This is a genomic window from Sphingobium sp. C100 (assembly GCF_000508185.1).
In the GTDB taxonomy this organism is placed as follows: domain Bacteria; phylum Pseudomonadota; class Alphaproteobacteria; order Sphingomonadales; family Sphingomonadaceae; genus Sphingobium.
The window spans coordinates 1-25523 of sequence record NZ_AYOY01000113.1 but is presented as its reverse complement, the minus strand read 5'-3'; the positions used below and the strand labels follow the sequence as shown (position 1 = coordinate 25523).

The window sequence follows — 25523 nt, the reverse complement described above, 5'->3', positions numbered from 1 at the left end:
GACTAATACTTGGATGGACTACGACGGGCTGCGCCTGACTAAGACAAGTACCTGTTTTATCATGATTCAAGCTGTGCTATGCTTCGCTCGAATTCGACCCAGTTTGCTTGCCCGTGGACCCGCAGTGGTCCCGGCGGTACTACGGGTCCAAACGGAGGCAGGCAAGTGGGCAAGCGATCGACCGCCAAACTGACGCGCGACCTGTGCGATCGTGCGGTCGTTCGTTCCGAGCAGTACGAGCTGTGGGACGCCGAACTCGCGGGCTTCGGTCTTCGCATCATGCCGAGCGGCGTCAAATCCTTCATCGTGCGCTATCGGATCGACGGCGGCGGCCGGACGGCCAAGCGTCGCACTTATACCCTCGGTCGCTACGGTGCCCTGACGATCGACCAGGCGCGCAAACAGGGCAAGGCGGTCCTTGGTGCGGTCGCCAACGGCCAGGACCCCGGCGAGAAGCGTATCGCCAAGCGCGGCGAGTTACTGATTTCGCAGTTGCGCGATCTGTATGAGGAGCGCGGCTGCGTGATCCAGCGCGGCAAGCGCATCGGCGAGCCGATGAAGGCGCTGACCAAGCAATATACGATGGCGCGGATCGATCATCACATTGTCGCCCTTCTGGGGCGCAAGCGGGTCGGGGATGTCAGCATCGCCGACGTCGAGCAGTTCGCGCGCGATGTCGCGAGCGGCAAGACCGCGAAGGATGAGAAGATCGGTCCACGCAAGCGGATCATCGTCCGCGGCGGCGAAGGCGCCGCGCGCAAGGCGATCCGCGATCTGTCGGCCATGTACAGCTTTGCCATGCGGCTTGAGCTGACCGACCGGAACCCTGTCGACAAGGCGGCGGTCCGGAAGACCGACAATCAGCGCGAGCGCTTCCTGACCCTCGAAGAGGTCAAACGCCTCGGCGCCGCCTTTGACCAGCTCGAGGCTAGCGGCACCAACCCGAAAGCGATCGCGATCGCGCGGCTATGGGCGTTGACCGGCTGCCGCCGCAACGAGATCGCCGGCCTGAAGTGGAGCGAAGTCGATCTCGATCGCGGCTTTCTCATGTTCGAAAACACCAAAACGGGGCGCTCGGTCCGGCCGCTTGGGCTGGCCGCGATCGAGATCCTGCGCGGCATCGCGCGCGACGCGGAATCCGCGTTCGTTTTTCCGGCGACCGAAGGCGAGTCCTTCTTCCAGGGGACAAAGGGCATTTGGCCCAAAGTGAAGAAGCTCTCCGGCCTCCATGATGTTACGCCGCATACCCTGCGGCACACCATGGGCTCAACATCGACCTCCGCCGGTCAGGCGCTCGCAATGACCGGTGCCATCCTCGGCCATCGCAGCCCGCGTTCGACCGCGATCTATGCGCATGTCCAGCTTGCGCCCGCGAAGCGGGCAGCCGAACGCGCCTCGGCGAAGATCGCCGTCGCGCTGGGTCGTCCGCCGGTCCAACCGCGCCGCAAGGCCGCCGCAAGTCCCGCGTCATGACGGGTCAGCCGACAGCGCTTCAGGTCTGGTCTGTCCGGCCCGATCATTTCCCCGATTCCTTCCTGGAAGGTTCTCGGCTAAGAGCGAGTGCGTTGCACAGTGCGAATTGCGACACGGGCGGGGGATCGATCATTAGCAGCGCAACGCAACTTTCTGCTTTGACGCGCCTGTTTTCCGCTGCCGTTTTCCGTGAAATGGCCAAAAAGGGTCGCTCTGGCCTCTTTCGTCGTCTTGTCGATCAGACGGACTTGGTCCGCCGTTGCGGCACTGACGCGAGCGTCGGCGACACGTTTGATTCGGCTTTCGAGATTCTGAAGGTCGCCGGACAGCGCGACGAGTACATCTATCGCGCGGCGATCAGCCACAAGATCCTCATGGGCACGCATTCGCTGCGCACTGCCTCGATGCTCAACGAGTTTCGGGCGGGATCGTGCAAAGCCGATCTGGTGATTTTGAACGGCACCGCGACCGTCTATGAAATCAAGTCGGAGCGCGATTCCCTCGCCCGGCTCGCCAATCAGGTCGAGAATTACAAGCGTGTCTTCGCCAAGGTGAACGTCATCGCCAGCGAAGGCCATGTCGAAGGCGTGTGGGCGACGGTGCCCGACGATGTCGGCGTGATGTGCCTGTCGAAGCGCTACCAGATCCAAACCGTGCGCGAGGCGATCGACCGTCCCGAACGCATCTGTCCGGTGACGGTCTTTGAAGCCCTTCGCGCGGCCGAAGCGTGCGCAATCCTGAAGGCGCTCGGCATAGCGGTTCCGCAAGTACCGAACACGCAGCGGCACGCGGCCCTGCGCGAGCTGTTCGTCGGTCTCGATCCGACGGCGGTGCATTTCGAGATGGTGCGAACCCTCAAGCGCACCCGCGACCTTGCCCCGCTCGGCGATCTCATCGACCGGCTGCCGGATTCGTTGCAGGCTGCGGCGCTGTCGATCCCAGTGCGCCGCGGCGACCATGGCCGATTGGTCGAAGCTGTCGCGACGCCGCTCGGCGCGGCCCTGGCCTGGAGCTGATCAACGCATGTATTATCCCTATTTTCGCGGAAAGCAGTTCGAACTCATCACGATCCGCGAAATGGCCCCGCTGCTCGCCGAGAAGGATTTCGTGCCGATCATCGAGCCGGTGCGCGAGGCGCTTGGCGGTCTGAAAAAGACCCTCACCGCGGTTTGCGACGCTGGTGGCAAAGCGATCGTCATCGTCAATCCTCGCCATGGCGATCATCAGGAGGACGGCGCCAGCATCACGGGCTTTCTGCAGGAAGGCTTTCTGGACAACGATGCGATCAGCGCCGGCATTCTCCTCCGCAGCGACATGACCGTCGATGAGGTCATGGCCTGTCATGCCGATCACGCTGATCATAATCCGGTTCTGGTCCATGCGGGCTTCACCGCACCGAAGGATCTTGCCGCAGCGCTCGCAGACGACCTAGCCGACATGACCAACGTCTTCGTCGAGGACCATGCCAAGCTTCTTTATCGCAAGCATTTCGACCAGAGCGAGCGCATCCTCGTGCGCGATGGCTTCAAGCGCCAGCGCAACGCCGACTATCCGCCGATGGAAGAGTTTTCTGACCTCCATGTCACCTATGAAGACCTCGGGATGGCGGGCTTCGGCGACTTCCTGACGGTCGGCGATGTCTATAGCGAGGGCGGCGGGCCGGCCTATGCCGTCGCGATCCATCTGACCTTTATCGACCCCGACAAGGACGAGGTGATGTACATCTATCACTTCGTCTCGGACACGAAGGACACGCCGACCGACCCGGCGGGCAAGTTTGGCCAGGCCCTCGCGAAGCTCGTCGCCAAGTTCGAGAGCGGCACCTCCCATCTCCATGAGACGGAAGCGCTGAAGGAATTTCTCGGGCTGCACGAGAAGGGGCATTTCCCCGGCCTCGGCTATGTGAAGAAGCTCTCGATGAAGCATCATATCGAGACGCTGGCTCACTATCTCGGTTGAGCGGGCATGCCGAAAAAATACTGCTGTCCTGAATGTTTCGATGATCGCGGCCTGCGCGATGACATCTTCCCATCCTTGGATGCGAAACGCGGCACCTGCAGCTTCTGCGGAACGGCCGACACGCTGCTGGTCGAGCCGGCCCAGCTCGCCACATGGTTCGAGCTGCTCGTGAATGTGTACGAGCCCAGCGACGACGGAAAATCGCTGGTCGAGTGGATGAAGGACGACTGGCAGCTCTTCACGCACCCGCACATGGATGTGGCGCACGCCAAGGAATTGCTCGGCGAAATCCTGGACGATGGCGAGATCGTGCGCCGTCCCTTCGCGCCGTCACCAAGCTATATCAGCGAGGGCCTCGCGCTCTGGGAAACCTTGCGCGACGAGATGATGTATAAGAATCGCTGGTTTCTCGATGTCGCGATCGATCGAAACCGGCTGCGCCAGCTCCTCGACCTGCTGCTGGCGCCGCCCTTGCCGCGGCAATGGTATCGCGCCCGCATCCGCACCGACGACGAAACCTTCCCGATCAACAAGATGGGGGCGCCGCCGAAGCGCCGCGCATCGCACGGCCGCGCCAATCCGGCGGGCATCCCCTATCTCTATCTCGGCTCGCTTCCCGAAACGGCGGCCGCGGAAATCCGCCCGCACACCGGCGAAGTTGCCTGCGTCGCCGATTTCACCATTCCGGAGATCCGCACGGTCGATTTGCGCAACCCGCGCAAGCTGGTCTCGCCCTTCATCCTGACTGACGCGAGCGAGATTGGCCAGCTGCGCGCCGATCTGCCGTTCCTGGAGCGCCTGGGTGACGAACTGACGCGACCGGTCCTGCCCTCGGGCGCGGCCATCGACTATATTCCCAGCCAGTATTTGTGCGAATTCATCAAGAAGAGCGGCTTCGACGGCGTCGTCTACCGCAGCTCGGTGAGCGACGGAATCAACCTCGCCCTGTTCGATCCCGGCAAGGCCGCCGGCGGAGCGGTGTCGCTGTTCAACGTGACGAAGGTCTCCGTTGAAGTCGCGGCCGCCTAGGGTGGCGGCATGACCGGCATTTATTCCCGCGGCGTCGCGCGCATCCGGCATGCGACGAGCGGAGAGATATTTGAAATTCCTGCCGACGAATTGGACTGGGCGGAATTCGCGGCGGACGAGCGGCAAATGGGCCAGGAAATCGGCTATTCGGCCGCCCTCGATCATCCCGCCCTAGGCTCGCTGACGTGGGAGCTGTGGGAATATCCGCTCGGCGCCGAGAATATGAGGGAGACCGACGTCAACGGTCACGAGTTGCTCGAGAATATCGATTTCGGCTTGCAGCACCTGCCCGACGATGACGAGCCCGAAGACGAGCCGCTCCCATTGGCACTCCGGTTGGCGCAACTGCCCCGGCAACTCGACGAGCTGGACCGTGCTTTAGCGCAGCTTCGCGAGCGCTCGTCGATGATCGGTCATAACCAGGCCCCCGCCGAATTTCGGTTGGACGTGGACCAAGCGCAGATCGACGCTGCGCGCGATAGCATCACCGACATTCGCCAGGAGCTCAGCAAGCCCGTTCCTAAGGTCGAAGCCAACACGGTCGTTCTGGAGAAGGCGGAGGGCCGACTGCGGCAGCTTGCCAGCATGATTGGATCGTGGCTCAAGTCCGGCGCGCAGGCGCTCGTAAAGGGCGGCGTTGCCGCAATCGGGGGTGCATTGACTATCGAAGTCGTCAGCAAGAACGCCGCCCTGCAAAATCTGCTCGTCACTGTCGCCGACACGCTGAGCGCCTGGATCCAGTTCATTGGATTGCTGTGATCTCACCTTCGATGCTGGCCGTGTCTCGCCCCGGTCTTTGGGCAGCGCGGCATGAGCACGGTACCGAAAAGTTTGAGCGGTGGCATTTTGGAATTTTGCCGCGAGATATCGTCGGAGCGCCCCGTTTTCGTTCGGTCGAAACCTTCCGCTGACGCGCAACAGTCCGCCTGCTTTGACAATGTTGCCCGGAAGATCGCCAGGGCGGGCGGAGAAACCGCGTTCGGCTGGGCGATCTGGCATGTCCCGGGCCTCTATTTCGAGGCGGAGCATCATGGTGTCTGGCGTAACCGGCAGGGCAATTTGCTCGATGTGAGTCCGCAGCTTGGCCAGGTGGCGAAGCTCCTTTTCCTCCCTGACGCCAATGCTGTCTACGAACCCAAGCGCTTTCGGCCGAACCTCCTGAAGCCGGTAGACGACAGCGCATTGGCCGTGGAGTTTGTGGCGCTGGCCAGACAGCGCAACGCCATCATGGACGCCTATCGGACCGATGAATATGTCGTCGCGATGCTCAGCGGCCTGGATCAGGCGCGATTGGGCGAGATCGAGATGAGCCTCAAACAGCTTTGGGCGATCGCAGGTGTGCGGATCTAGTCAGACTGGCAGAACAGCTTCGCGTTAGGGCCCGGCAATCCCGTTCGTCCGGGAGCGGCTCAGGTCTCTGCATCGAGATCGATACCAAAGGCGGCCGCATTGATTGCCCGGAAGCCTTCGCGCTTGTTCCACTCCATATGCCCGCCAAGCCTTTCGACAAGCGCCGAGGCTTCGGTGCGTGCCAGATTGAGCGTGTTCAACGCCTGAAGGGTGACGCGGAGATGGAGAACGGGATGGGCATCGATATGACCGCTTCCTCTGTCGAGGATGTCGGTGAGCATGACGACTTCAACCTCCTCGATCGGCAGGACCGCCAGAAACTCGATCGCGACGCGGACCGCCGCCGAGCAGATGGCGTCGCGATGAAGTTCATAGCGCTTGCCAATGGGTAGTGCTTTGACCGACGCCTTTCCGGATTTCAGCAATGTCACGCTTTCTTCCGGCATATCCTCAAGATCGAGACCGTCGACCACGGCGACGACACGGCCATCTATGAACAGGGTGTCGAGGCCTTCCACGCTGAACGGCAGATCACCCAGCGCACTCTCTTCTTCGAGTGCTTTGACCATGGCGTCAGGATTACGCTCGACCAGGCGCTGTGCGTGGGCAATCCTCCGATTCTCGGCGTCGGCGGCGTCCGCCCGTCGCTTGTGCTCGGCATCGTCGCGCGCGCGCGGCATCAACGGCATCGGCCAGCGCCTGCCGAGCGCGCTCTTCGCGCTTGAGAAGGCGCGTAAACCAGCCTGGCGTGTAGTTTTCGAGTTCGGCGGATGCTGCGCGTTCGGCGTCGTCTGCCCGTCCCGGTGTGGCTACGGCGGGTGCGGTGGCAACCGTCAGCCAGTCCCGGCGGGCAAGCGAAATCCGATGCGCGCCGGTCAGCGCCTCCATAATTGCTTCATATTCCGCGGCGGCCTCTGCCGAGGCATCGAGCAGAGACTGGCGGTGCAGGGCCTGCTGATGCGCTACACGCTGCCGTTCAGCCTGTTTGGCTGCACGGTCCATAGCGCGCATTGTTCGCACCACGCCGCGCCCAACTTGTCTACTCGTCACCATTTCGGCACCCCCCTTTGTCCTTTGCGCGCAGCGATTTATACTTGATTGGAATGAGGAACAAAGAGGAATGACTTCCCTTCTGTTGGCGCTGGCGATGCAGGCGGCCTTTTCGGGCATGACCCAGGTTGTCGACGGCGACACATTGGTGGTCCGCGGCGAAAAGGTGCGGCTATCGGGTGTCGATGCACCCGAACTCGCGCAGCTTTGTGGGCCGCGCCGGGATCATGCCTGCGGCAAGATGGCCGCATCCTGGTTGAAAGCGAGAGTGGAGGGAAAGCGGCTTGTTTGTACGCCGATCCAACGTGATCGATACGGTCGGCTGGTCGCAGTCTGCCGGTTGAATGGCCGAGATATCGGCGCGGATCTCGTCGAAGCGGGATGGGCCACGGCGTATCGACGGTACAGCCTCACCTATGTGCCAGCGGAAACACGGGCGCGGGCAGCGCGTCGGGGCATTTGGGCCCATGGGCTGCAAAGACCCGAGGCCTATCGCAGAACGCAACGCGGCCCCGATCCGGCGCCACCGAATGCCAGTTGCGGCATCAAGGGGAATATCGCTGCGTCGGGGGCGCGAATCTACCATCTGCCTGGATCGCGGACGTACGCAGATGTCAGAATAGACACGTCGAAAGGCGAACGCTGGTTCTGCTCAGCCGCGCAAGCGCGGCGGGCAGGATGGCGTCCCGTGCGCGCGCCCTAGCGCAGCGTTCGCTCCCGCAGAACCGGCGCTTCGGCCGCGGCACCCCCGTCAGGACCACTCATCTCGATCCGTTTCAGCGGTACAGCACCGATCGCTAGCGCCTTCTCGATGTGAAGGCCATCGCCGAGCTTGGCGAGCCGCTTTTCAAGACCGGTGACGTCTCCACACCAGATCGTTTCGGCATCTCGGTCGCGCGACGGCTCCGGGCCATGGCCGTTGATATCGAACGCAACCGGCCGCATCTGGAAGCGATCCGCACCGCTGAGTTCCACGCCATAATCCGGGCGGGCCGCGCTCCGCAGCACCAGTCTTCCTTCGGCGGCCCAGGCCGTGGACATGCCCTCGGACACCTCATAGCCAAGACCGCTCAAGCCTTCCAAAACAGCCGCGCGCCGTGCCTGCACCGCCTTCGCAGTTTGCCGAGCGCGAATCGCTGAAGCCATTTCCGCTTGGCGCGCCTGAACCTGTTCGGCGGCCAACGTCTCGATCTCCGCTTGCCAGTGCGCGGTATCAAGTCCGGCGATGTCAGCTTCGGCGAGCGTCGCATGAAACTCGGACAATGCCGCAGCATGTCGGCGTGCTTCGGTAAGAGCCCGTCCTGTTTCGACCTCCAGCGCATCGAGAATCAGATGGCGGCGATTGGGCGGGGCGTCGACCGCCTCGCTGAGGCGAGTGCGCCAAGCTGATTCTTCAGTGCGGTCGGCAATCTGCGCAATTTCCGCAATTCTCCTGGCAATACGGTCGAACGCAGGCTCCTGAGCTGGAGCGGGCTGCGCACTTGCCCATTCCGCAAAGGACGGCGTTGCCACGCCCTCGCGCAGCTTGGCGGCGAGCGACGCGTCCGACTGGGGTTCCCCTTTGCCGCCGAGGAGCAACAGACCGCGCGCGGTTGCCGCGGAGTCACCTCGCTCGAGACCAGCCACAAGCTCGGTATCGAGCGGAACGGCATCCTTGCGAAGCGCCTTGAGCAAGGCCTTGGCCGCCTCGTGCTCGCGCCGCTCGCGCGATCGGGCGTCGGCCTGAGCGGATGCAACCTTGGCCAAACGTCGCTGAAGGTCATCCCGCAGAAAGGCTTCTTCGATTGGAGCCTGCTTCTGAAGGTCGATGAATCGATCAGACGCGATGAGCGAAGCCAAAGCGTCGCGGCGGCTTTGAGCGGCCGCGATTGCCTCGTCATCGATACAATCATTGCGACGTCCGATGCGAGTCCATTCGGCAAGCGCGGAATCGACGCGGGCCAGCTGACCTCGACAGAGTTCGAGAATCTCCTCGCGGGTGACTATTCGCACGACCTTGGGCCCGCTCATGGCCGCTTCTCCATTGCCGCGCTTACCGCGGCTTTAAGGCGGTCGCGTTCGCGGATCGGCTCATGGAACCAGCGATGGGAGGAGACCCGGTGGATGACGGGAATCGATCGGCGAAGTACGCTCGGGCGCCACATTTCGCGCGCCCGCGCATTCACAAGCAGCCCGTGACGGGGCGCATCACATTCGATACCGATCCCATACAAGCCAGTGCGGGGATCTTCGATCGCGAAATCGAGACCAAAGGCACCGTCATCGCTCACCGGGGCCGGCTTCCATCCCAGGGCTTCGATCTCGGCGGCGACGGCTTCCTCGAGCCCGTCGCCCAGTCCATCATGGCGACCGAGGCTGCGGCGCTGCTCGGGGGTAAGCCTTGTCAGCAGCAGCGCCGCCGCTTCCAGATCGCCGTCTGAAATGCAGCGGGCATATTCGAAATAGGCCTGCAGGAAGTCCCGCGGGCTCACGGCCTGCCGCCGTGTCGACAGTAGGTCCGAAATCAGCGGGATCGGCATCGACGTGACGAGGATGACCTTTTGCCGCGCGCGCGTCACGGCGACGTTCAGACGACGTTCGCCGCCGGTTTGACCCAGGACGCCAAAGAATCGCCGGAAGGTGCCCTGCGCATTGCGGCCGAAGGTGGACGAGAAGATGATCACGTCTCGTTCGTCGCCCTGAACATTTTCGACGTTCTTGACGAAGAAGCCCATATCCTCGCCGCCCTCAAGGCGGTCCCGCTCGCGGGTCAACGCAGTGCGAAAGGCCGCATCTTGTTCGGCGCGATCTTCGAGGACTTCCTCTATCAGGTCAGCCTGCTTGCGATTGAAAGTGACGACGCCGACGGTCGGAAGCTTGGTTGCGCACGGTCGCCACAGGTCGCGAAGGGCGTCTGCGACACGCTCGGCTTCCGTGCGGTTGGTTTGATCCTCGTAGATACCTTCGGCCCGGATCATCTCGATGGGTCGCGCCCGCCTGATCTCCTCTGCGGGATGACGTGCGGGCACGCTGAGTCGGTTGACGTAGAATGAGGCGTTGGAGAACTGGATCAGCTCTCGATAGGCGGATCGATAGTGAATTTGCAGGGTCGTGGAGGGCAAGACGGTCTTGGCAAGCTGAAGTAGATCCGGACAATCCTTGATTTCACGCCGGTTCCAGGTCTCTGCCACCGCGTCGCGCTCTTCCTCGCCAAGTTCGTCACCGGCCTCCTGTCCATCGTAGATTTCGGCTTCGTCGCTTTCGACGCGGCTTGCGAAAAACGCCGTGGGGGGCATCTGCTTTTCGTCGCCACTGACGATCATATTGCAGCTGCGATAGAGCGTCGGCAGCGCATATTCGATCGGCATCTGGGATGCTTCATCGAAGATGACCGTGTCGAAAAGGGCCTTCCGCAATGGCAGGAGCCGACTGGCGACGTCGGGGTTCACCAGCCAGACCGGCCTGAGCTGCATGAGGCCGAGGTCAGCGCCTTTGTCGACAAATTCGCGCAGTCGCTTGGCACGAACACCGCGCAATCGGGTGATGTCCTCCCATTCGCGCAACGGTCGCAACCGGCTGGCGTCGAGGCCTTCAACCAGAAGGCGCCGGTTGAGCGTCCGCATTTCTCCATCGGCTGCTTTGAGAGAAGATGCTTTGGCTTCGAGCTCCGAGGCCTCAAGCAAAAGCGTCGGGTCCTCGGCCTCGAGCCGCATCTTCCACGCCAGGCGGGCTTCTGTTGCCATGACGCGCCGCACGGTCGGTTCGAGCTCTTCCGCTGGCAAAGCTTCAATGCGTTCCCGAATGCGCCCGAACTCTCCGAAGACCGCCATGGCCTCTGCACCCAGCTGGGGAACACGCGCGCGAAAGCGCTGATAGGCAACGACATGCGGCAAGGCTTGTTCAAGCATGCCGACGGGCGTCTCATTGGTCGTGTCGCCGATTATTGCTTTCTGACGATTCTCGACCCAGTCATCTGCCATCCATGGCTTGAGGCGGGCTAGCGCAGCCGCACAGGTAGTTCGCGCCGCATGCCGCGCCAATCCCTGATCAATGCCTTCGATCAGGTCCGCCACTGCTTGGCGGCTCGCTGCCCGCGCCATGGCAAAGGCCGTATTGCGCTCGGGGTACAGCTCAAGACGGCGGACGAGATCCTCGGCCGCCGCGAGTTGGCCCAGCGCTGCGCGAGCGGCGCTGAGCAATTGCGGCACTCTGAGCGGCGGCAATTGCCCGGAGGGCTCGCCGATTTCGTTGACCGCCTCGATGAGGCGCAGGCGTATCGGGCGAAGCGACTCTTCCCGGTGGAGCGCCGCACCGAATGCGACGCCATCAGCGAGCCCCTCGCGTTTGAAAAGCTGCCGCCGACGCCAAGAGGCCATCCAGCGTGATGGGTTCAGGCGTTCGAGAAGGCCCGGCCGCTCGAGCAACCGGTCGGAGACGATTGTCCAGTCCGCAAGCTCTTCGTCGGACATCGCCCGAGCGACCTCGATAGCATCGTCCGGCGCCTCGTCAGAGGGCAAGCGAAGCAAAGACGCTTCGATTTCCATCAGGCCCGCATGCATGGCGGTTTGCCCAGGTGCGCGCTCCGAAGCGCCCGCAAGACGATCGAGCCAGCGCGCGAGGCGATCACGCGACTCCTGCTCGATCGAGAGCAGCGGCGCACCATGCTCGAGCGACCAGGCACGATAGGGCTCGGGGTCGTTGATGGTCAGCGCGTTGGGGGTACGCTCGATGACCGACATTCGCTCGGCTTCGACGCGTGAAAAGGCCCGAACATCTTCAGTGAAAGTCTCGATCGTGCCGTCGTCGACGCCAAATGGACGGGTGTCGGCGAGCGCGCTTTCTTCATAGCGCGCGGGCAGCCAGAGGCGGGCGACCGGCGCACAAACCTCCTGAAGCACAGCCAATTGGCCGGGGTCCAACGTTCCGACCAAGTGCCGCAGGGACGGCAGCGGCGGCGTCTGACCCTCCCGGGCGAGGCCGATCAGGTCCCCTAGAATGAGTCGGTAGGAGAGTCCGGTCTGGGCATCCGTCGCGTGCAGCGCGCGATGCTGCCCATCAAGTTCCTGCTCCAGGGCCTCGATGCGAGCGGCCGTCTGGTGACGCTGCTGACGCCATCCGGTCGCGCCATGGGGGCGTTGAAAAAGGTCGTCCAACTGCTCGCGAATGGCGCGGATCACCGGCTCGCGATCCTTATTGACGTCATTGACCATGACGACACGCTCGCCCAATCCCGCTGCATCGAGACGTTTGTGCACGACTTCGAGGGCAGCCTGCTTCTGGCACACGACGAGCAGGCTGCGCCCCGTGCCGATCGCGTCGGCGACCATATTCACGATCGTCTGGCTCTTGCCGGTTCCGGGCGGCCCTTCGATCAGCAACCCGCGGCCGTTTCGCGCTTCCAGAACCGCCGCTTCTTGCGAAGGGTCGCTATCCGCCGTGAAGTACCGCTCTAATTCCGGGACGCGCACGGGCGCGGGCCGTTCGACATCCTCACCGACGCGGAACGCGGTTTCGAGGCTCGATCCTCCGGGCGGCATGGCCTTGAGCTGCCGCAGATCTTCCATCACGGCCTGACCCAGAAAGCCCAAATGAAACAAGGCTGCTGAACAGACGACGCGGTCGTCCCCCGGCTTTGCTTTTAGATCCTTGGAAGGTAGCGCTACGAGGTCGCGGCCATCCACGGCGGCAAGCTCGCGAAATGCCTCGACCACTTCGGCGGCATTGACCGACGATCGGGAAAGCACCTCGTCGGCCGCCTCGCGCCAACGGCCCGCGCCTTCCATCCCCAGCAGGGTTTCAAAGGCAGGATTGAGCCTGACCTCCTCGCGATCACGATCGAAGGCCAGCGTTACCCGACCTCTTGATCCTACCTCCGGACTGAGCCGGACCGGCCAGAGCAATATCGGCGCGATCCTCGGCCTCGTGCTCGACCTGGCTTCCTGCATCACGAGGAACGGAAAGCCGAGGTAGAGGCCATCGATGCCCGTGTCGCGCCGGTAAAGCGTGGCATGCGCATACAGCGTCCGCAACCGTCGCTCGATACGAGGGTCATCGGTCAGCGGCGCGGGATCGATGTCGATGGCCTGATCATTGCGCAGCAGCACATGGTCAAGCAGTTCGCCGGCGCCGCGGCGGGCGGAATCGAGTTCGACAAGGTCTAGGCGGGCCGTCGTCTTGCCGATGATCATGCGCGTAAGGGGACCGCGCATGATCGAGCCCGTGATGCGACGGGCGAAAAAGTCGAGCAGCGTGGCGACGTAGGATTGCCGGGGTGGCTGACGCCAGCGATCGTCCGCCACTGCCAGTACGGCCAAGGCGCGTGCGATGGGGAGCCGCCGTTCAAGGCGGAACTGGTCAGCCCATTCATCGATGCGCTCGATCCCACAACGCGCGAAACCCTCGGTTCTTGCCTCGATCTCGGCATGAACCTCTCGGCGTGGCAGTGCGAGACGGCTGTGCGCGGCGACAGGATCAAAGTCCTCCAGGCCGGCCCGGCGCGCGACCTGCTCCGCCTCTTCGACGATGGCGTCGGCAGTCCGGAACTGCGACGTTGCAGCACTGAGCAGGAGAATGAGATCCTCCTCCTCGGTGATACGCCGTTCGATGATCGCCAGGAGCCCCGGATGATCCGTGTCGGGAAGGATGCGACGCTGCTCTTCCCACACGCCAGCCAGGCGACTTTTCGAAGTGGAGAGCGCCAATGTTCTGAGCTTCGTGTCGTCGAGTTCGACGTCGAGCTGCCGCGCACGCTCGCGGACTCTGGTCTCGCGCCGTTTGAGACGGGCCAGCCAGAGCTCCGCATCTTCGCGTTCCAGGCGGTCCGGCACCGGGCCGGTGATCAGGGCGTACCCCTCATCAACATGGTCCATTAGCCAGCCAGGCGTGACGATCTCGCCGCGCACGACCAAGGGCATCGAAGGATTGAGCGCCTTCAGCGCCAAGGCGAGACGGAAATCTTCGGCAACGGTCTCAAGAGCGGCAATCTGGCGGATTTCGGCGCGCAGTTCGGGATGAAGGGCGGCTTCCTCCATCCAGGTTGCCAGCTCGCCGCGCAGCAAAAGCGTGCGCGCTTCGTCCCAATGTTCCGCTTCGGCCGCCGCGAGCGCAAACTGGGCGCCACCCGAAAAGCGCCTGCCCGCAAGCGTAATCGAACGCTTCGCATGATCATCTTGCGCGGCGCCCTGTCTCGGAGGGGCTTCTGGAATGTCGCCGTCGAGCCAACGCCGGATTTCCGGCCAGCACCAGCGCGTTCGTCGGTCAGGCGACAGCAGGCCGCGCAGCAGAGCGTCAACTTCCGGCGCAAGGTCCTCGGGAATCGGCGCGCCATTCGTCAGCACATTGATGAGAAACGCCTGGTCGTCGGCGTCGGCGAAACAAGCTCCACGAGTGACCTGCTCGAGGATGAGCATCCCCAAGCTCCACCAATCGCTTGCAGCCGCAACGCCGCCGGCGACCGCTTCGGGCGCCGTGTAGCGGGTGATTTCGAGCGGTGACACGATATCGAGATCATAGTTGGAGAGCCGTGCCGAGCCGAACCCGGTAATGACAAGATCCAGGGGGTCGCGCGATCGCACCATGATCGCTCCGGGCCTCAAATCCCGGTGGCGCAGTCCACATTCCGCAAGCGCAGCGAGCGCACCGCCGACCTCCTCGATGATCCGGGACAGGTTGGCGAGATCGTTGGCGACCAACCCCAGATCGGCGAAGGTGCTGCCGCGCAAATCTTCCGAGACCTCATAGGCCCGGTCGCCATGATGGCCGGTCTCGAGGACCTCAGGGACATGGTCGCGGTTGAGCGTGCGCAGCACGTCATACACTTCGGGGTCGGGTTCGCTGCCTTCCGCGTATAACGTGAGGATCGCTTCGCGCCCGTCGGAATCCCGCAGGACTTCATAGCGCTCACGCACATGGCTGGTCGTGGCCAGCCTTCTGATTAGTCGCCATTCGCCGATGACCGTCTCGGTATCGGCCGGATCGTCCGACGGCGGAACAGCACCCGGAGACTCCGGATCGTTCGCAGGCGTCTGCGACGGGACGGCCGAATTCTCCAGCACGTCGCCCCCACAGGTCGAACATAGGAGATCACCGGCATCAACGGCATGCCCGTTCGCGCATCGTTGCACCGGCAATGGCGATGAAGTCGGGGAAGCGACTTCGGCCGGACGCCAGCCGGGCTGCCGCAAAGGAAGGCTTGATAAAGGCCAGTCGCACAGCGCGCCGTCGCGGTCGCCCTCGCAGAACATCTCCTCGATTGGCCGCTCGGTTCGGCAGCTGGGGCAGAAGCGGATCATGCGCCGAACATCCCGTGCGCATCCGACGTAATCGCGTGATGGCCCGAAGAGGCGAGCGCGCGGCGCAGCCGCCCGATGTCTCCGCGCGCCGGAATTCCGGCAACCCACGCGTCGCCATCCTCATCGAACATGATGTCGAGACGGCGGTCTCCATCGCCCAGCGGTCGGTCGAAGATGCGCAGCTCCCTTCCGAGCGGGGAGAGGACATGGAGCTTCTGATTGTCACTGCCGCGCAGGGCGACTGTCTGTGCGAGGTCCGAACGGAACGGACCGGTAATGATCGCGTCGACAAGACCGGGGTTGATCGCAAGCCAGGCCTCGACCTCGTGCATTTCGCGTCCGGTGAAGACAAGCACCGACCGTTTCGAGACACCGCGCCACGCGGCGAGAATCGCTGCCAGTGCCTCTGGTTGCTCGAACGGTTCGCCGCCGGAAATGGTAAGGCCATCGGCTTCACCGGCGAGCGCAGAAATACGCGCAACCACGTCCGCGATCGGCACCAATCCGACGCCCTGCTCCCAAGTGTCGACCGAAATACAGCCCGGACAGCGAATGCTGCATCCCTGGAACCACAGCCCGATGCGACGACCGGTCCCGAGGGACGTAACAGGAAAATGCAGGCGCGAGAGAGACATTTGCATCAGGCGTCACCCAATTCCAGCGTCGTAATCGGGCCCGCTTCGATCCGGCGAATGACAGCCGGTCCGATCCCGTCTCGTTCAAACAGTGCGCGGGCCAAGGGGTTGATCAGATGGGCCTCAATCTTGTTGCGAATGCCGCGCCCCCCATTGGAGAGATCCGCAGTGCAAAGTTTGCGTAGCGTGACATTGGCTTCCGGAGCGATCGCGATCGGGTGTCCCGACGCCGTTGCGTCCTTGAGGACCGAAGCCACCATCGAGTCGAAGATGCTTCCGGCTACTGTCTCGCGGATAAAGTCGAAGACGATGATATTCTCCCCGAAGCGATTCAGAATCTCGGGACGATTCAGCACAAGCTTGAAGTGGTTTTCGATCTCCGCCCGAACCCGGCTCTGGACATCTTCGAATGGCTGGTCGGGGGTGACATTGGCGCGGCGCAGGCCGTCGGGGCCTGTCGAATAGATACCAAGGTTCGACGTGAAAATGATCAGCGCCTCGGAAAAATACACGCGATCGCCGCGGCCGGACGTCAGCACCCCATCGTCGAGGATCTGCAGAAATTTATCGAGGATGCGGGGGTGCGCCTTCTCGATTTCATCGAACAAGACCACACTGAAGGGCCTCTCGCGCACCGCGTTGGTAAGCTCGCCACCCACGTCGTAGCCGACATAGCCCGGGGGCGCGCCGATCAGCCGCTGGTCGGCGTGCTCGGCACTGAATTCAGACATATCGAACCGGATGTATGCGCTCTCGTCGCCGAACAGCAATTCCGTGATCGTCTTGGCGAGTTCGGTCTTGCCGACCCCGGTCGGCCCGGCGAGAAAGGCGATACCGCGCGGGCGCCCACCTCGTTTCCCTCCGCCAATGCCCGTCGCTGCGCGCTTTACGATGTCGAGCAAATGGACCACCGCATGGTCCTGACCGACGACCCGCCGCCGAATGGTGTCGGCGCCCGCCAGAATACGGCTGCGCTCGATCTGTTTCCAGGCGTCTTCGGTGACGCCGACTTTGTATCTCCGGACTGCCTCGGCGACGTCTCCGATCAACACGCCCTCGGCGCGGGCGAGCTGCGAGACGGCATTGAGGTCGACCAACAGCATGCCCTCTGTGGCATCGACCAGCTCATCCTGAGCTTTTTCGAGTTCGTCGGGCGAGGCTTCGCGCCCGCCGGGCATCCCCCTGACAAGCGACGGCGCTACGGCTCGGCGGGACGCGCGGTCCGGCGGCGCGATGGGAATGTGGCGTAGCCGCGGATTGTCGATGGTCAGCCAGTCGGGAAGATCGCCCTCCTTTTCGACGATCCAAATGACGCAATTGAAGCGCGGCGTACGATCGGGGCCGACCGGTCTCGCCTCAGCGGTCTGACTTGTGACAAGTGCGCGTGTGAACAATTGCTGCTCGGCGGGTGCGAGTGCGTCGCTTCGGACGATCAGCCGCGAGGCAAAATCGACAATAAGCGCGAGCGGCTCGCCATCGAGTGCGGCCAATCGTTGCAGGGTACTCGACAAGAGATCGGAGCCACCCGCCGCGCGCCCGTCTGCAGGGGTGAGCCCTAGACGGACCAGCGGGGCATCGGGATCGACCGAGGGACCGTCGGGACCGGGATTTACTGCGAAGCCATGAACCGGATCATAGCGGACAATATCGGGATAACCGGCCTCGCTAAGTGTTGCAGCCAATACGTCGTTGAGCGAGGCGGCGGCCGCACGGTCGCCGATTACCCTGATTTGGAGGTCGCGCACGTTTCCGGTAAGCACGAACTGGCTTTTCAGCGGAAGAAACCGCGTTAGGTCACGCACCCAACGTGGCCTCTTGTCCTCACCGATCACGTCACGAATCCCCCTTTGCGGACAATGTCCTACTCTGGCGTGCCAGGTCAAAGTATTCGGTTAAGGAGCGGGGTCAATGTCGGCGTGATGTCTCCTCGGCGTTTCCTTCCGCCGCAATTCTTAGAAATCGCTGGCAGACTGATGTTCGAATTCGTCAAACGCGACGGAACGACAAGTATTTCCTCAATCAACCCGGTGCAAATTCGTCATCAAATACGACAAATCACGACGCTTGCGGTCGGCGATCGTGGATTGGATTTTACAACCGTCAGAGAAAGCAGGCGCAGGCGCCCTGCTTGCGAAAATACGCTGACGCTCCATTGGTGTATTGTTTAGACGCCGGCCTGCACTTGGTAAGTTCTAGGCCTATCCGGACCGATGCAGGCGCCCAAGGCCCTTTTCCGCGCGCCGCTCGGTCAGTCCGTTGGGACTCATAGCTTCAGTGAAGTGGAGGCGAAAGCAGTTCACGGTTGATGCTTTGGAATCGAAACCACGTAGTCCATATCTTCGATCTGTCCCGCCTCTAATTGGGCATAGAGTCGCTGCGCCGCGTCCGGACTGGCGCAAAAGGCCTCAATATCAAACTGAAATTGAGGCAACGAGGGACCGAGTTTTGCATCCTGTTGCACAGCCTGCGAAAACAGAGAATGCACCGTGTCGAACAGCGCGTCCTGGCGATCCGCGATCTGGCGAAGACGCACTTCGATGAGATGACAAAGCCGAGCGGACAGTTGGGCCTTATGCTGGGCTCTTACGGTATAGACGCCCAGTTGTTTCTGACCGCGCGTGAAACTGAGAATGACAGCTTCTCGAACCAACGGACCATCTTGCAGATCATCCCCACGCCCGAAATGGCCGATCGCGCTGTTTCGAAGGAGCTTCACCTCATCATGAGTCGCGCGGTCTTCCTCAGAGAGACCGGATTCCCCGAGAAGCCCGGGCCGCTTGCCCGTCGTGAACGTCGCGCGCGCATATAGAATGATGGCTTGGGTGAACAAAGCGCCGGTCACGGTCGTTTCGTCACTCATGTCTCGCACACTCTCGCGCGACGCTTCTCCCTGCATCTTCTCGACAAGGCGCAGCGACGCCAGTGCGGCGCGAAGATCCTCGCGGATCGATCCGGCTGCGGCGGCGCGAGCAATCGCCTTGACCAATTCGGGATGCCGCCCCTCCTCAGCCAGCTGCGCCGACAGCTTGACCAAGTCGAGACGGACCGCTCCTCTCATTCCGTTTTTCGGGGTGAGCGCTTGGGCGTTGACCGTCGCCCCGCGCGTGTGCGGCGACCGCGCGCCGGGCGCGCGGCGTCCGCTGCATCGCGGGGCGCATGCTTTTCGCGGAGCTGGGCCATCACACCCAACCAGAGGTTGGGCGGCAGTGGCAGGCGATAATGCCGGCAAGCCAGCGCGAGGACAGGCCAGTGCCCAAGGCGGATCGCAGAGAGCTGCATGAAGGGCGCCGCCGACGAGCATTCGGTTTCGAGGATTCCCATCAGATCGGCACCATCTTCCGTGATCGGCAGACTGCCGAGGGATATGCCGTGATGGGTGTCGCCCATGTAGAAGCGGTCTTCGGTGTCGGCATCTGCCATCCAGAATTGGGCGTTGCAGTGCCCGAGGAACTTGGCCGCAAATTTCGCGAGGTGCGCCGCGCCCTTCTCACTCCCGAGCGATGAAGCCCATAGCGATAGCAATGGAAAAAGCGTGCTTCCCTTCGTCTCGGCACTACGGAACTCGTCGGTCCTTTCACGCGGATGCTCGACCAGCGTCCGATAGTCGCTGTGGATCGTCGGATATCGATTCTGGGTGCGAAACGCGAACGTCGTGCGCTCGACGAGGGCTTCGGCATAGTTGCGCGCTGCCGGATTCCACTGCTCGATCATCGAAAGGAAGAGCAGGGTTGCAGCAATATCGACCACCTGCTCGTCGGTGATCGGGGTCAACAAGATCGGGTTATTGCGGATGAGATGGACGATCTGCTGCGCCAGCGCGCTGGCTTCCGGCGATTCCCAGTCGTCACGTAGGTCGGGAAGTGGCGCGGATCCTGCCTTAAGCCACAGATGCCAAAGGCCGCGCATGGCCATGCGTCCTAAGGTTTCAAAGAGCCTCAGATTGACATCGACCGAGGCGGCAGAATCCACAGCGACCGAGATCGCATGCTGCCTTTCGACAAAGGGCAGGATCTTCTCGCCGATCAAGGCGTCCCAGATCGTGAAATGAAGGCCAACCAGGTCGGAATACGCGAGCCCGATCTCCTGGCTGGCCTTGGTCGTGCGCTCGACGTCGTCGGAAATGAGTGCCCAAGCCTGCAGCAGCATCCGCTCGCTGGCGCGATAGGGCGCCTCGATATTTCCGGTGTCGCGTGCCCAGGCAAAAAAGACCCAAAGGCAGATATAGAGCTGGCGCAAGATCGTCGTGCGCTCGCGCGGCGAGGCCCCGGTCACGGAACACAAGCCGGCGATAAGCGCCAAAAAATGCGTGAAGGCCACTTCAGGCTCGTCGACCATCGCCACGGCTTTCTGGAAATGCGTCCGTAGCTCCGGACGAACCAGTTGCTCGCGCAGCACACCTTCGACGAGCAGGCCTGCCAGATAGTCGCCATTCCATTCTTCGAAGGACAGGCCGCTCTGTGTCCGTGCATTGGTGAACATGGTCACATTGTCACGGACACTTTCCTGGACATCGCCGCCGAAACAGAGGCAAATCACGATCTCATGCTTGCGATGGGCCTGAGCGACGCGCGTCGGAATATAGACGTCTATGATTTCGTTGATCGAACTTCGAAGGGCCTGCGGGGTCCCGTCCCAGTCGGCGCGCGTCAGGTCGCCCTGTTTGAGCGAAAAGAGAAAGAGCTTGCGTCCTCCGTTGCTGTGGGGCGGGCTCAGGGCGGCGACATCAACCCCATACTGGCGCGTGCCGATCGAGGGTCGGGAAATCACAGTGTAGCCGAGCTCGCTCAGCAAATCGGGCAGTACCGCATCGAGTTCGCGGCGTTCCCGCAGCGATGCGAGATATTGACGAAAGACCAGCTTCATTGCGGGCGGTCCTCGCCGCGAAAGTGGACCAGCATCATCTGCAGGCCTAGCGGATCAACGATTTCGACGCGCGGCATCTCGAACGAGTGGCTGATGCTGCCCATGGGGGTCTCGATCCGCCGGCGCGCGTCATCATGATCTGCAAACCACGAAACGGCGCGTGTCCCATAGAGAATAAGCGACTCGGTCGCGATCGATGCGAAAATCGATTTCTTTCGTGCGGCGCGCCACGCATCGGCCATGCTGTCCGAGTGTCGTTGCCATTCGAGCCGGCGCTCGCGCTCCGAAGGATGCAGCTCCGGCACCCGTCCGATCGACCTTAGCCCGGCAAGATAGGCGTCCTGGCCATCCAACGCCCGCTGCACAGCCGTTTGGGCGGGATCGGCTGCATTATCAGCGATGGGCTGCAGATATTCGTCCCGAATGCCCGCGTAGTTTATCAGGATGGGGTCGATCACCAACTCGACAATCGCTTCGGTAGCAGCGGGCGGAGCCGTGCGCAGCAATGACACAAGAAGTGACGTCATCACGCTTTGCTTGAGGAAGAAGGTCGCGATCGCCTTGCGCGCCAGATAGGCATAGTCGACTTCGCGAAGTCCGAAGCGGGTGAAATCAATGTCGAATATGAACTCATCCGAGCCCGCGCCGAACAGCGCATCGTTGAGGGCGCCGCACAGGGCGTAGTCTCCGTCAAGCAACCAGGCGACGATCCAGTCTTCGAAAACTTGGCCGCCGGCCTCGCGAAGGGCGTAGCAGAGCGAATCGAGTTGCTCCAATTCGATGGGATCGTCCTCGCGCCGCAGCAATGTCTCCAGACAACGCCTCGTCCGCGCGGCATGGCCTTGCTTCAGCAACTTCATCAAAGCCAGGTCGAGCATTTCAACCGTGCCTTTGTTGGCTCCTTTTATGGCGAGGAGCGCGTCCAGCAGGGCGTCGATAAGGGTGAGGGAGAGATGCTCGGGATCGAAGGCGAGCGTGCGAGCGGCGGTGTCGAGAGTGAAATCGCCAAGCGGCGCAACTGCAGCGATACCAAGCGCGGTCAGGCGATCCTGGCGCTCTTGTGAAGCACCATCGAAGCGCCTCGCTATGGCAGTGAGCAACGGGGACCGGATTGAATCGCTGGCCTCTGCACTGAGCAGATCGGCGAAGGCTTCCAGCAATCGATCCCAGTCTTCATTGGTTGATAGGGGGACTTGCCCGAGCGCATTGATTGCGGACTGCTTCTCGGTTTCGGTCCCGCTGGTCAAAAACGCATAGGCGCGATCCATGAAATAGGCCTTGTCCACTGCGACGCCATTTTTGATGGCGATCGTCAGGAAGCGGTCTGCGTTTGGCACCTTGCGATCGACTAGGCCGAGTAATTCGGCCGGACGTGATGGATCGAGAGCGCACCATTTTGCGAATTCCTCCACCGGCATGCCAGCGGCGAAGTCCTGCCCTGCTGCGTCGATGAGGATCTGTATGACGCTGAGCAGTGCTTCCGCCGACGCCTCGAGCTGGCTGATCAACGCGCGATAAACTTGTTGACCCTGCCAGAAGAGATGCCCTTGAAAGGCGCTAATCGAACTCTTGGTAACGATCGCCAAAAGGTCGATCTCGCCGGCATTATGAAGCTCGGCGAGCGTTGACAGCGTCGGATCGGTGTCGTCGCGCCAGCTCCGTCCATAGTCATTGAAGATGGCATCGAGAAGCGAGCCGCCCGCTGCGTGACCAAGAATTTCAGTGCGGATGGCGTCGCTCATCGCGTTACCCACCCGCCCGATTGAGGGACACCGGCGCTCCGATTTCGAGCTTCGCCGAATCATGTACCGTTCCAGACACCCAAACCTCCTCGCCGTCGGAACGAACGTAGAACAAGCGGCTGTTCAGATAAAGCCACAGCCGGATAATTGACGTTACGGCCCATCATCGCCGCCGCGCAGCAAATCGTAGCCCGAATTGTTCGACAGCAAGCTCTTCACGACTTCAAGCGAGGCCAGGGATTCCCCGCGACGCTCGGTAAGCCATACCGAGATCGTGGCCTTGGTATCGCGGATCGGCCGCATGACGTTCCAGTCTGACGCCACCGCCAGCGACTGTGGCAGAAGCCCGGCGCAGTGGCCCGATGCCACCATCGCGTAGATCATCGCCAGGCTGGCGAAACGCGAACCCGATGCCCGCTGTCGCTGGGTGGATGTGAGCAAGGCGCCGATCTGATGACTGAGACCGGGCAAATGTTCAGGGTCAGGCAGCACGAAAGGGACATCGATGCTCGCCAGCCGGATCGGTCTGTTATCATCGCCACAGGATTTGGGCAGGATAACAGCCAATCGTTCCTGCCAAGCAAGCGATGAATCGGTGTCCACGGTGGCGGCTTGTTCAGGCGCCAGAATGGCGTCGATCGCACCCAGCCCGAGCATCCGCACCATCTCTCCCAGATTGCGCTCGACGAGCCGAATACGAAGATTGGGGTGACTGACCGTTGCCGCCCGAAGCATGTCACCAAATGGCATGCCTGCAAGACCTTCGGCAAAGCCCATGCGGACGATGTCTTCGCCCGGCGAACGTAGCCCGGTGATCGAAGTGTCAAGGTCGAGCAGAATCCGGCGTGCGTCGCGCAGGAATTGCTCGCCTGCAACGCTCAGCCAGGTCGCCCGCGATGTCCGATGGAGAAGCTGGACACCGATATGTTCTTCCAAGTCCCGAATTTGCCGGCTTAGCGGCGGCTGTTCGATGCCGAGGCGGGCGGCGGCGCGGGCGAAGTGGAGTTCCTCGGCGACCGCGACGAAGTAACGCAGATGACGTAGTTCCATAGACGCGTAACGGCAGAGCCCTCCCTGAACACGGCCCCCTTCGTTGACGCGCCAGCGCCTGTGATCGTCGGGTGAAAGTCTCCGATATGGAGCTATCGTGCCTCGACGGGACGCAGCACCAGATCGCGCTGAACGAGGACGTGCATCGGGAATCCGGGCCGGATCGTCAGCGTGGGCTGCACGTCGAGATTGCGGCGGGTGATCTGCTGGCCCACCTCGCTCACCACCTCTTGCGCGCTGTCGCGTGTCGCGATGATGACCTGGCCGTCGCCGCTGGACCGATTGGGCGCGGCGAGTTCGGCGCCGACGCCCAACAAGGTCGCCAGCGCTGCGCCGCCGATCAGCCGATCGAGATGCTGGTCGACCCGGTCGTGCAGGCCAGCCTGCCCGCCGGCGTCCACGCCGGGCAGATTGTCGAGCAGGATCGAGCTGCCGTCGGGAAAGATAAGACGCTCCCAGACCAGCAGCAGCCGGGACTGGGCATAGCCGATGGCGCTGTCATAACGGCCGATCAGGCGCGCGCCCTGCGGGATCAGCATATGGCGTCCGCTGACGCTGTCATAGACATTGGCGGTGACCGTCGCGATCGCCTGGCCGGGGAGATCGGAGTTGATGCCGGTCACCAGCGCGGCGGGAATGACGCTGCCTGCCATCAGCTGATAGGGTGAGCGCGGCTTCTGTAAATCCGCACTTCCGTAAATCCGCCGATCCGGCTCGGCGGAAATGAACGCGCGCTTGGCGGCTTGGCTGCCGTTCGCCGGCACGGCCGACGCCGCAGGCGGAATCTCGGTCTGCGGCGGGACCGCGTTTGCCGACACCGGCGCGGCGGGCATGGCGGCTGCAGCGCCGTCATCGGCGAAGAAAACATCCGACCTGGCCATCGCCTCGCGCTCGCGGCGCAGCTGTTCGGCGCGGGCGCGCCGGGCCTCGGCCGCGGCGTCGCCGGGGCGCTGTGCCGCATCCGGGTCCATGCGGCCTTCCTCCTGCGCCCGGAGCATCGGGCGTCCAAGATCGCCGGGCATCGGCGCACCGAGCTGCGGAACATCGCCCATCGCGCCATAGTCGGCGGGCAGCCCTTCGAGCCCTTCGCTGCGGGCGATCCGATCGACATTGAAGAGTTCCTCGCGCGGCGGGCCGTCATGGCGCCCGCCCTGCAGCGACCAGATGGCCGCCGCGGCGAGGCCGATCCCGGCGACGCCGGCGAGCAGACCGATCATGGTCCGGCTCATGCGCACCACGGGGCGCGGGCGCGTCCGGATCGCAAGCCGTTCGGGCGGCTCTTTCGGAGGCACGGTGCCGGGGCGTTCGAGGTCGTCGGTCATCGCCGGCCTCGCCGCGCGCCATCGTCGCGCTCAATGCGCACGACATCGGCCTTCTTGCCACCGAGGCGCAACTCTGCCGCGCCGAACATACGATCGACGATATAATAGGGTGAGCGAACGCGGTAGTTGACCAGCTCGGTGTCACCGTTTGCGCCGATCACGAACAGCGGCGGCAGCTCGCCCTGCGCGATGCCGGCGGGAAACTGCACATAGACCCTGGTCCCGTCGTCGAACGCGCGCAGCGGCCGCCATGACGGTCGGCCGCCCGAGATCGAGTAGCGGAAGCTGAGCTGATCGAGCGTGAGACCCGTCGCGATCGGCGCGGCGGAGTCCGCCTCGGCCGTCCCGCGGCGCAGCGCGAGCAGACGGTCGCCGGGATAGGTCCAGGAGACCGACGCCATCCAGCTATCGGGCGCCGAGGACAGTTCGAGGTGATAGGTGCGCCGGTCGGTGTTGATGACGAGATTCGTGCCCAGCCCGTTCGCGGTCGGCTTTGCCAGGATATGGACCTGCGCCGCCGCGCCCGACCCGCTGGTCGTGTCGCCGACGATCCAACGCACCGTGTCGCCCGCCGAAACCGACACCAACTTCTCGCCCGGTTCGAGCGCGATGTCGGTGACGTGACCGGGGCTGGTGTAGAGCTGGTACAGCGCCCCGGCGCTATAGGGCCAGACCTGGGTCGCGTTGATATACAGGTCGCCCACCGGCTCGATCCGCGCGGCGGCATTGGCACGGGCGATGCGCTTGCGCGGATCGGCGGGCTCGGGCGCGGCTGCCGCC

The 25523-nt window shown here is 63.0% G+C and carries 18 protein-coding genes; 7 read left to right on the top strand and 11 right to left on the bottom strand.

The annotated features are described in order from the left end of the window. The first annotated feature begins 165 nt into the window (after positions 1–165). From C100_RS32970 to C100_RS47445, 6 genes are all read left to right on the top strand, one after another. Complete coding sequence (locus C100_RS32970) at positions 166–1473, top strand: site-specific integrase (RefSeq protein WP_024019297.1); 1308 nt, start codon at positions 166–168, stop codon at positions 1471–1473. A gap of 158 nt (positions 1474–1631) precedes the next feature. Beyond that, the gene (locus tag C100_RS32965) at positions 1632–2489 is read left to right on the top strand and encodes a sce7726 family protein (RefSeq protein WP_024019296.1); all 858 of its coding nucleotides are present in this window, start codon (positions 1632–1634) and stop codon (positions 2487–2489) included. A gap of 7 nt (positions 2490–2496) precedes the next feature. Continuing rightward, a complete protein-coding gene (locus C100_RS32960; RefSeq protein WP_024019295.1) occupies positions 2497–3432 on the top strand; it encodes a sce7725 family protein in 936 nt (311 codons plus the stop codon). Positions 3433–3438: 6 nt separating this feature from the next. Then, the gene (locus C100_RS32955) at positions 3439–4461 is read left to right on the top strand and encodes an RES family NAD+ phosphorylase (RefSeq protein ID WP_024019294.1); all 1023 of its coding nucleotides are present in this window, start codon (positions 3439–3441) and stop codon (positions 4459–4461) included. A 9-nt stretch (positions 4462–4470) separates the two neighbouring features. Further along, entirely contained in the window at positions 4471–5220 is a 750-nt protein-coding gene (locus C100_RS47450; protein ID WP_024019293.1) for a hypothetical protein, read from the top strand. 51 nt (positions 5221–5271) lie between these two features. Beyond that, positions 5272–5811, top strand: coding sequence for a hypothetical protein (locus tag C100_RS47445; RefSeq protein WP_152536433.1), 540 nt, complete (start codon positions 5272–5274; stop codon positions 5809–5811). A 59-nt stretch (positions 5812–5870) separates the two neighbouring features. Here C100_RS47445 and C100_RS32945 read toward each other — a convergent pair whose 3' ends face one another. After that, entirely contained in the window at positions 5871–6500 is a 630-nt protein-coding gene (locus C100_RS32945; protein WP_031309068.1) for a hypothetical protein, read from the bottom strand. 431 nt (positions 6501–6931) lie between these two features. Here C100_RS32945 and C100_RS32940 point away from each other — a divergent pair, with 431 nt between their 5' ends. After that, positions 6932–7564 carry a thermonuclease family protein gene (locus C100_RS32940; RefSeq protein ID WP_024019290.1) on the top strand — a complete coding sequence of 211 codons (633 nt, stop codon included), beginning with the start codon at positions 6932–6934 and terminating at the stop codon, positions 7562–7564. Here the strand turns inward: C100_RS32940 and C100_RS32935 are convergent. The 10 genes from C100_RS32935 to trbG form a co-directional block, all read right to left on the bottom strand. Then, positions 7561–8871, bottom strand: coding sequence for a hypothetical protein (locus C100_RS32935; protein ID WP_024019289.1), 1311 nt, complete (start codon positions 8869–8871; stop codon positions 7561–7563). The genes C100_RS32940 and C100_RS32935 overlap by 4 nt on opposite strands. After that, positions 8868–15131 (bottom strand): AAA domain-containing protein, encoded by a 6264-nt coding sequence (locus C100_RS32930; protein WP_024019288.1) that lies wholly within the window; start codon positions 15129–15131, stop codon positions 8868–8870. Before C100_RS32930 ends, C100_RS32935 begins: the two co-directional genes overlap by 4 nt. Beyond that, positions 15128–15772 carry a 4Fe-4S cluster-binding domain-containing protein gene (locus C100_RS32925; protein WP_024019287.1) on the bottom strand — a complete coding sequence of 215 codons (645 nt, stop codon included), beginning with the start codon at positions 15770–15772 and terminating at the stop codon, positions 15128–15130. Before C100_RS32925 ends, C100_RS32930 begins: the two co-directional genes overlap by 4 nt. Next, the gene (locus C100_RS32920; RefSeq protein ID WP_024019286.1) at positions 15772–17598 is read right to left on the bottom strand and encodes an AAA family ATPase; all 1827 of its coding nucleotides are present in this window, start codon (positions 17596–17598) and stop codon (positions 15772–15774) included. The genes C100_RS32925 and C100_RS32920 overlap by 1 nt, the downstream gene beginning before the upstream one ends. A 464-nt stretch (positions 17599–18062) precedes the next feature. Further along, entirely contained in the window at positions 18063–18800 is a 738-nt protein-coding gene (locus C100_RS32915; RefSeq protein WP_024019285.1) for a hypothetical protein, read from the bottom strand. A 20-nt stretch (positions 18801–18820) separates the two neighbouring features. After that, positions 18821–20629 (bottom strand): hypothetical protein, encoded by a 1809-nt coding sequence (locus tag C100_RS32910; RefSeq protein WP_024019284.1) that lies wholly within the window; start codon positions 20627–20629, stop codon positions 18821–18823. Then, positions 20626–22371, bottom strand: a complete 1746-nt coding sequence (locus C100_RS32905; RefSeq protein ID WP_024019283.1) for a hypothetical protein — start codon at positions 22369–22371, stop codon at positions 20626–20628. The genes C100_RS32910 and C100_RS32905 overlap by 4 nt, the downstream gene beginning before the upstream one ends. 153 nt (positions 22372–22524) lie before the next feature. Beyond that, complete coding sequence (locus tag C100_RS49095) at positions 22525–23421, bottom strand: LysR family transcriptional regulator (RefSeq protein WP_024019282.1); 897 nt, start codon at positions 23419–23421, stop codon at positions 22525–22527. 92 nt (positions 23422–23513) lie between these two features. Further along, complete coding sequence (locus C100_RS32895) at positions 23514–24743, bottom strand: TrbI/VirB10 family protein (protein ID WP_024019281.1); 1230 nt, start codon at positions 24741–24743, stop codon at positions 23514–23516. Further along, a partial coding sequence (trbG, locus tag C100_RS32890) for a P-type conjugative transfer protein TrbG (protein WP_024019280.1) occupies positions 24740–25523 on the bottom strand: 784 nt, incomplete at its 5' end. The genes trbG and C100_RS32895, both read right to left, overlap by 4 nt.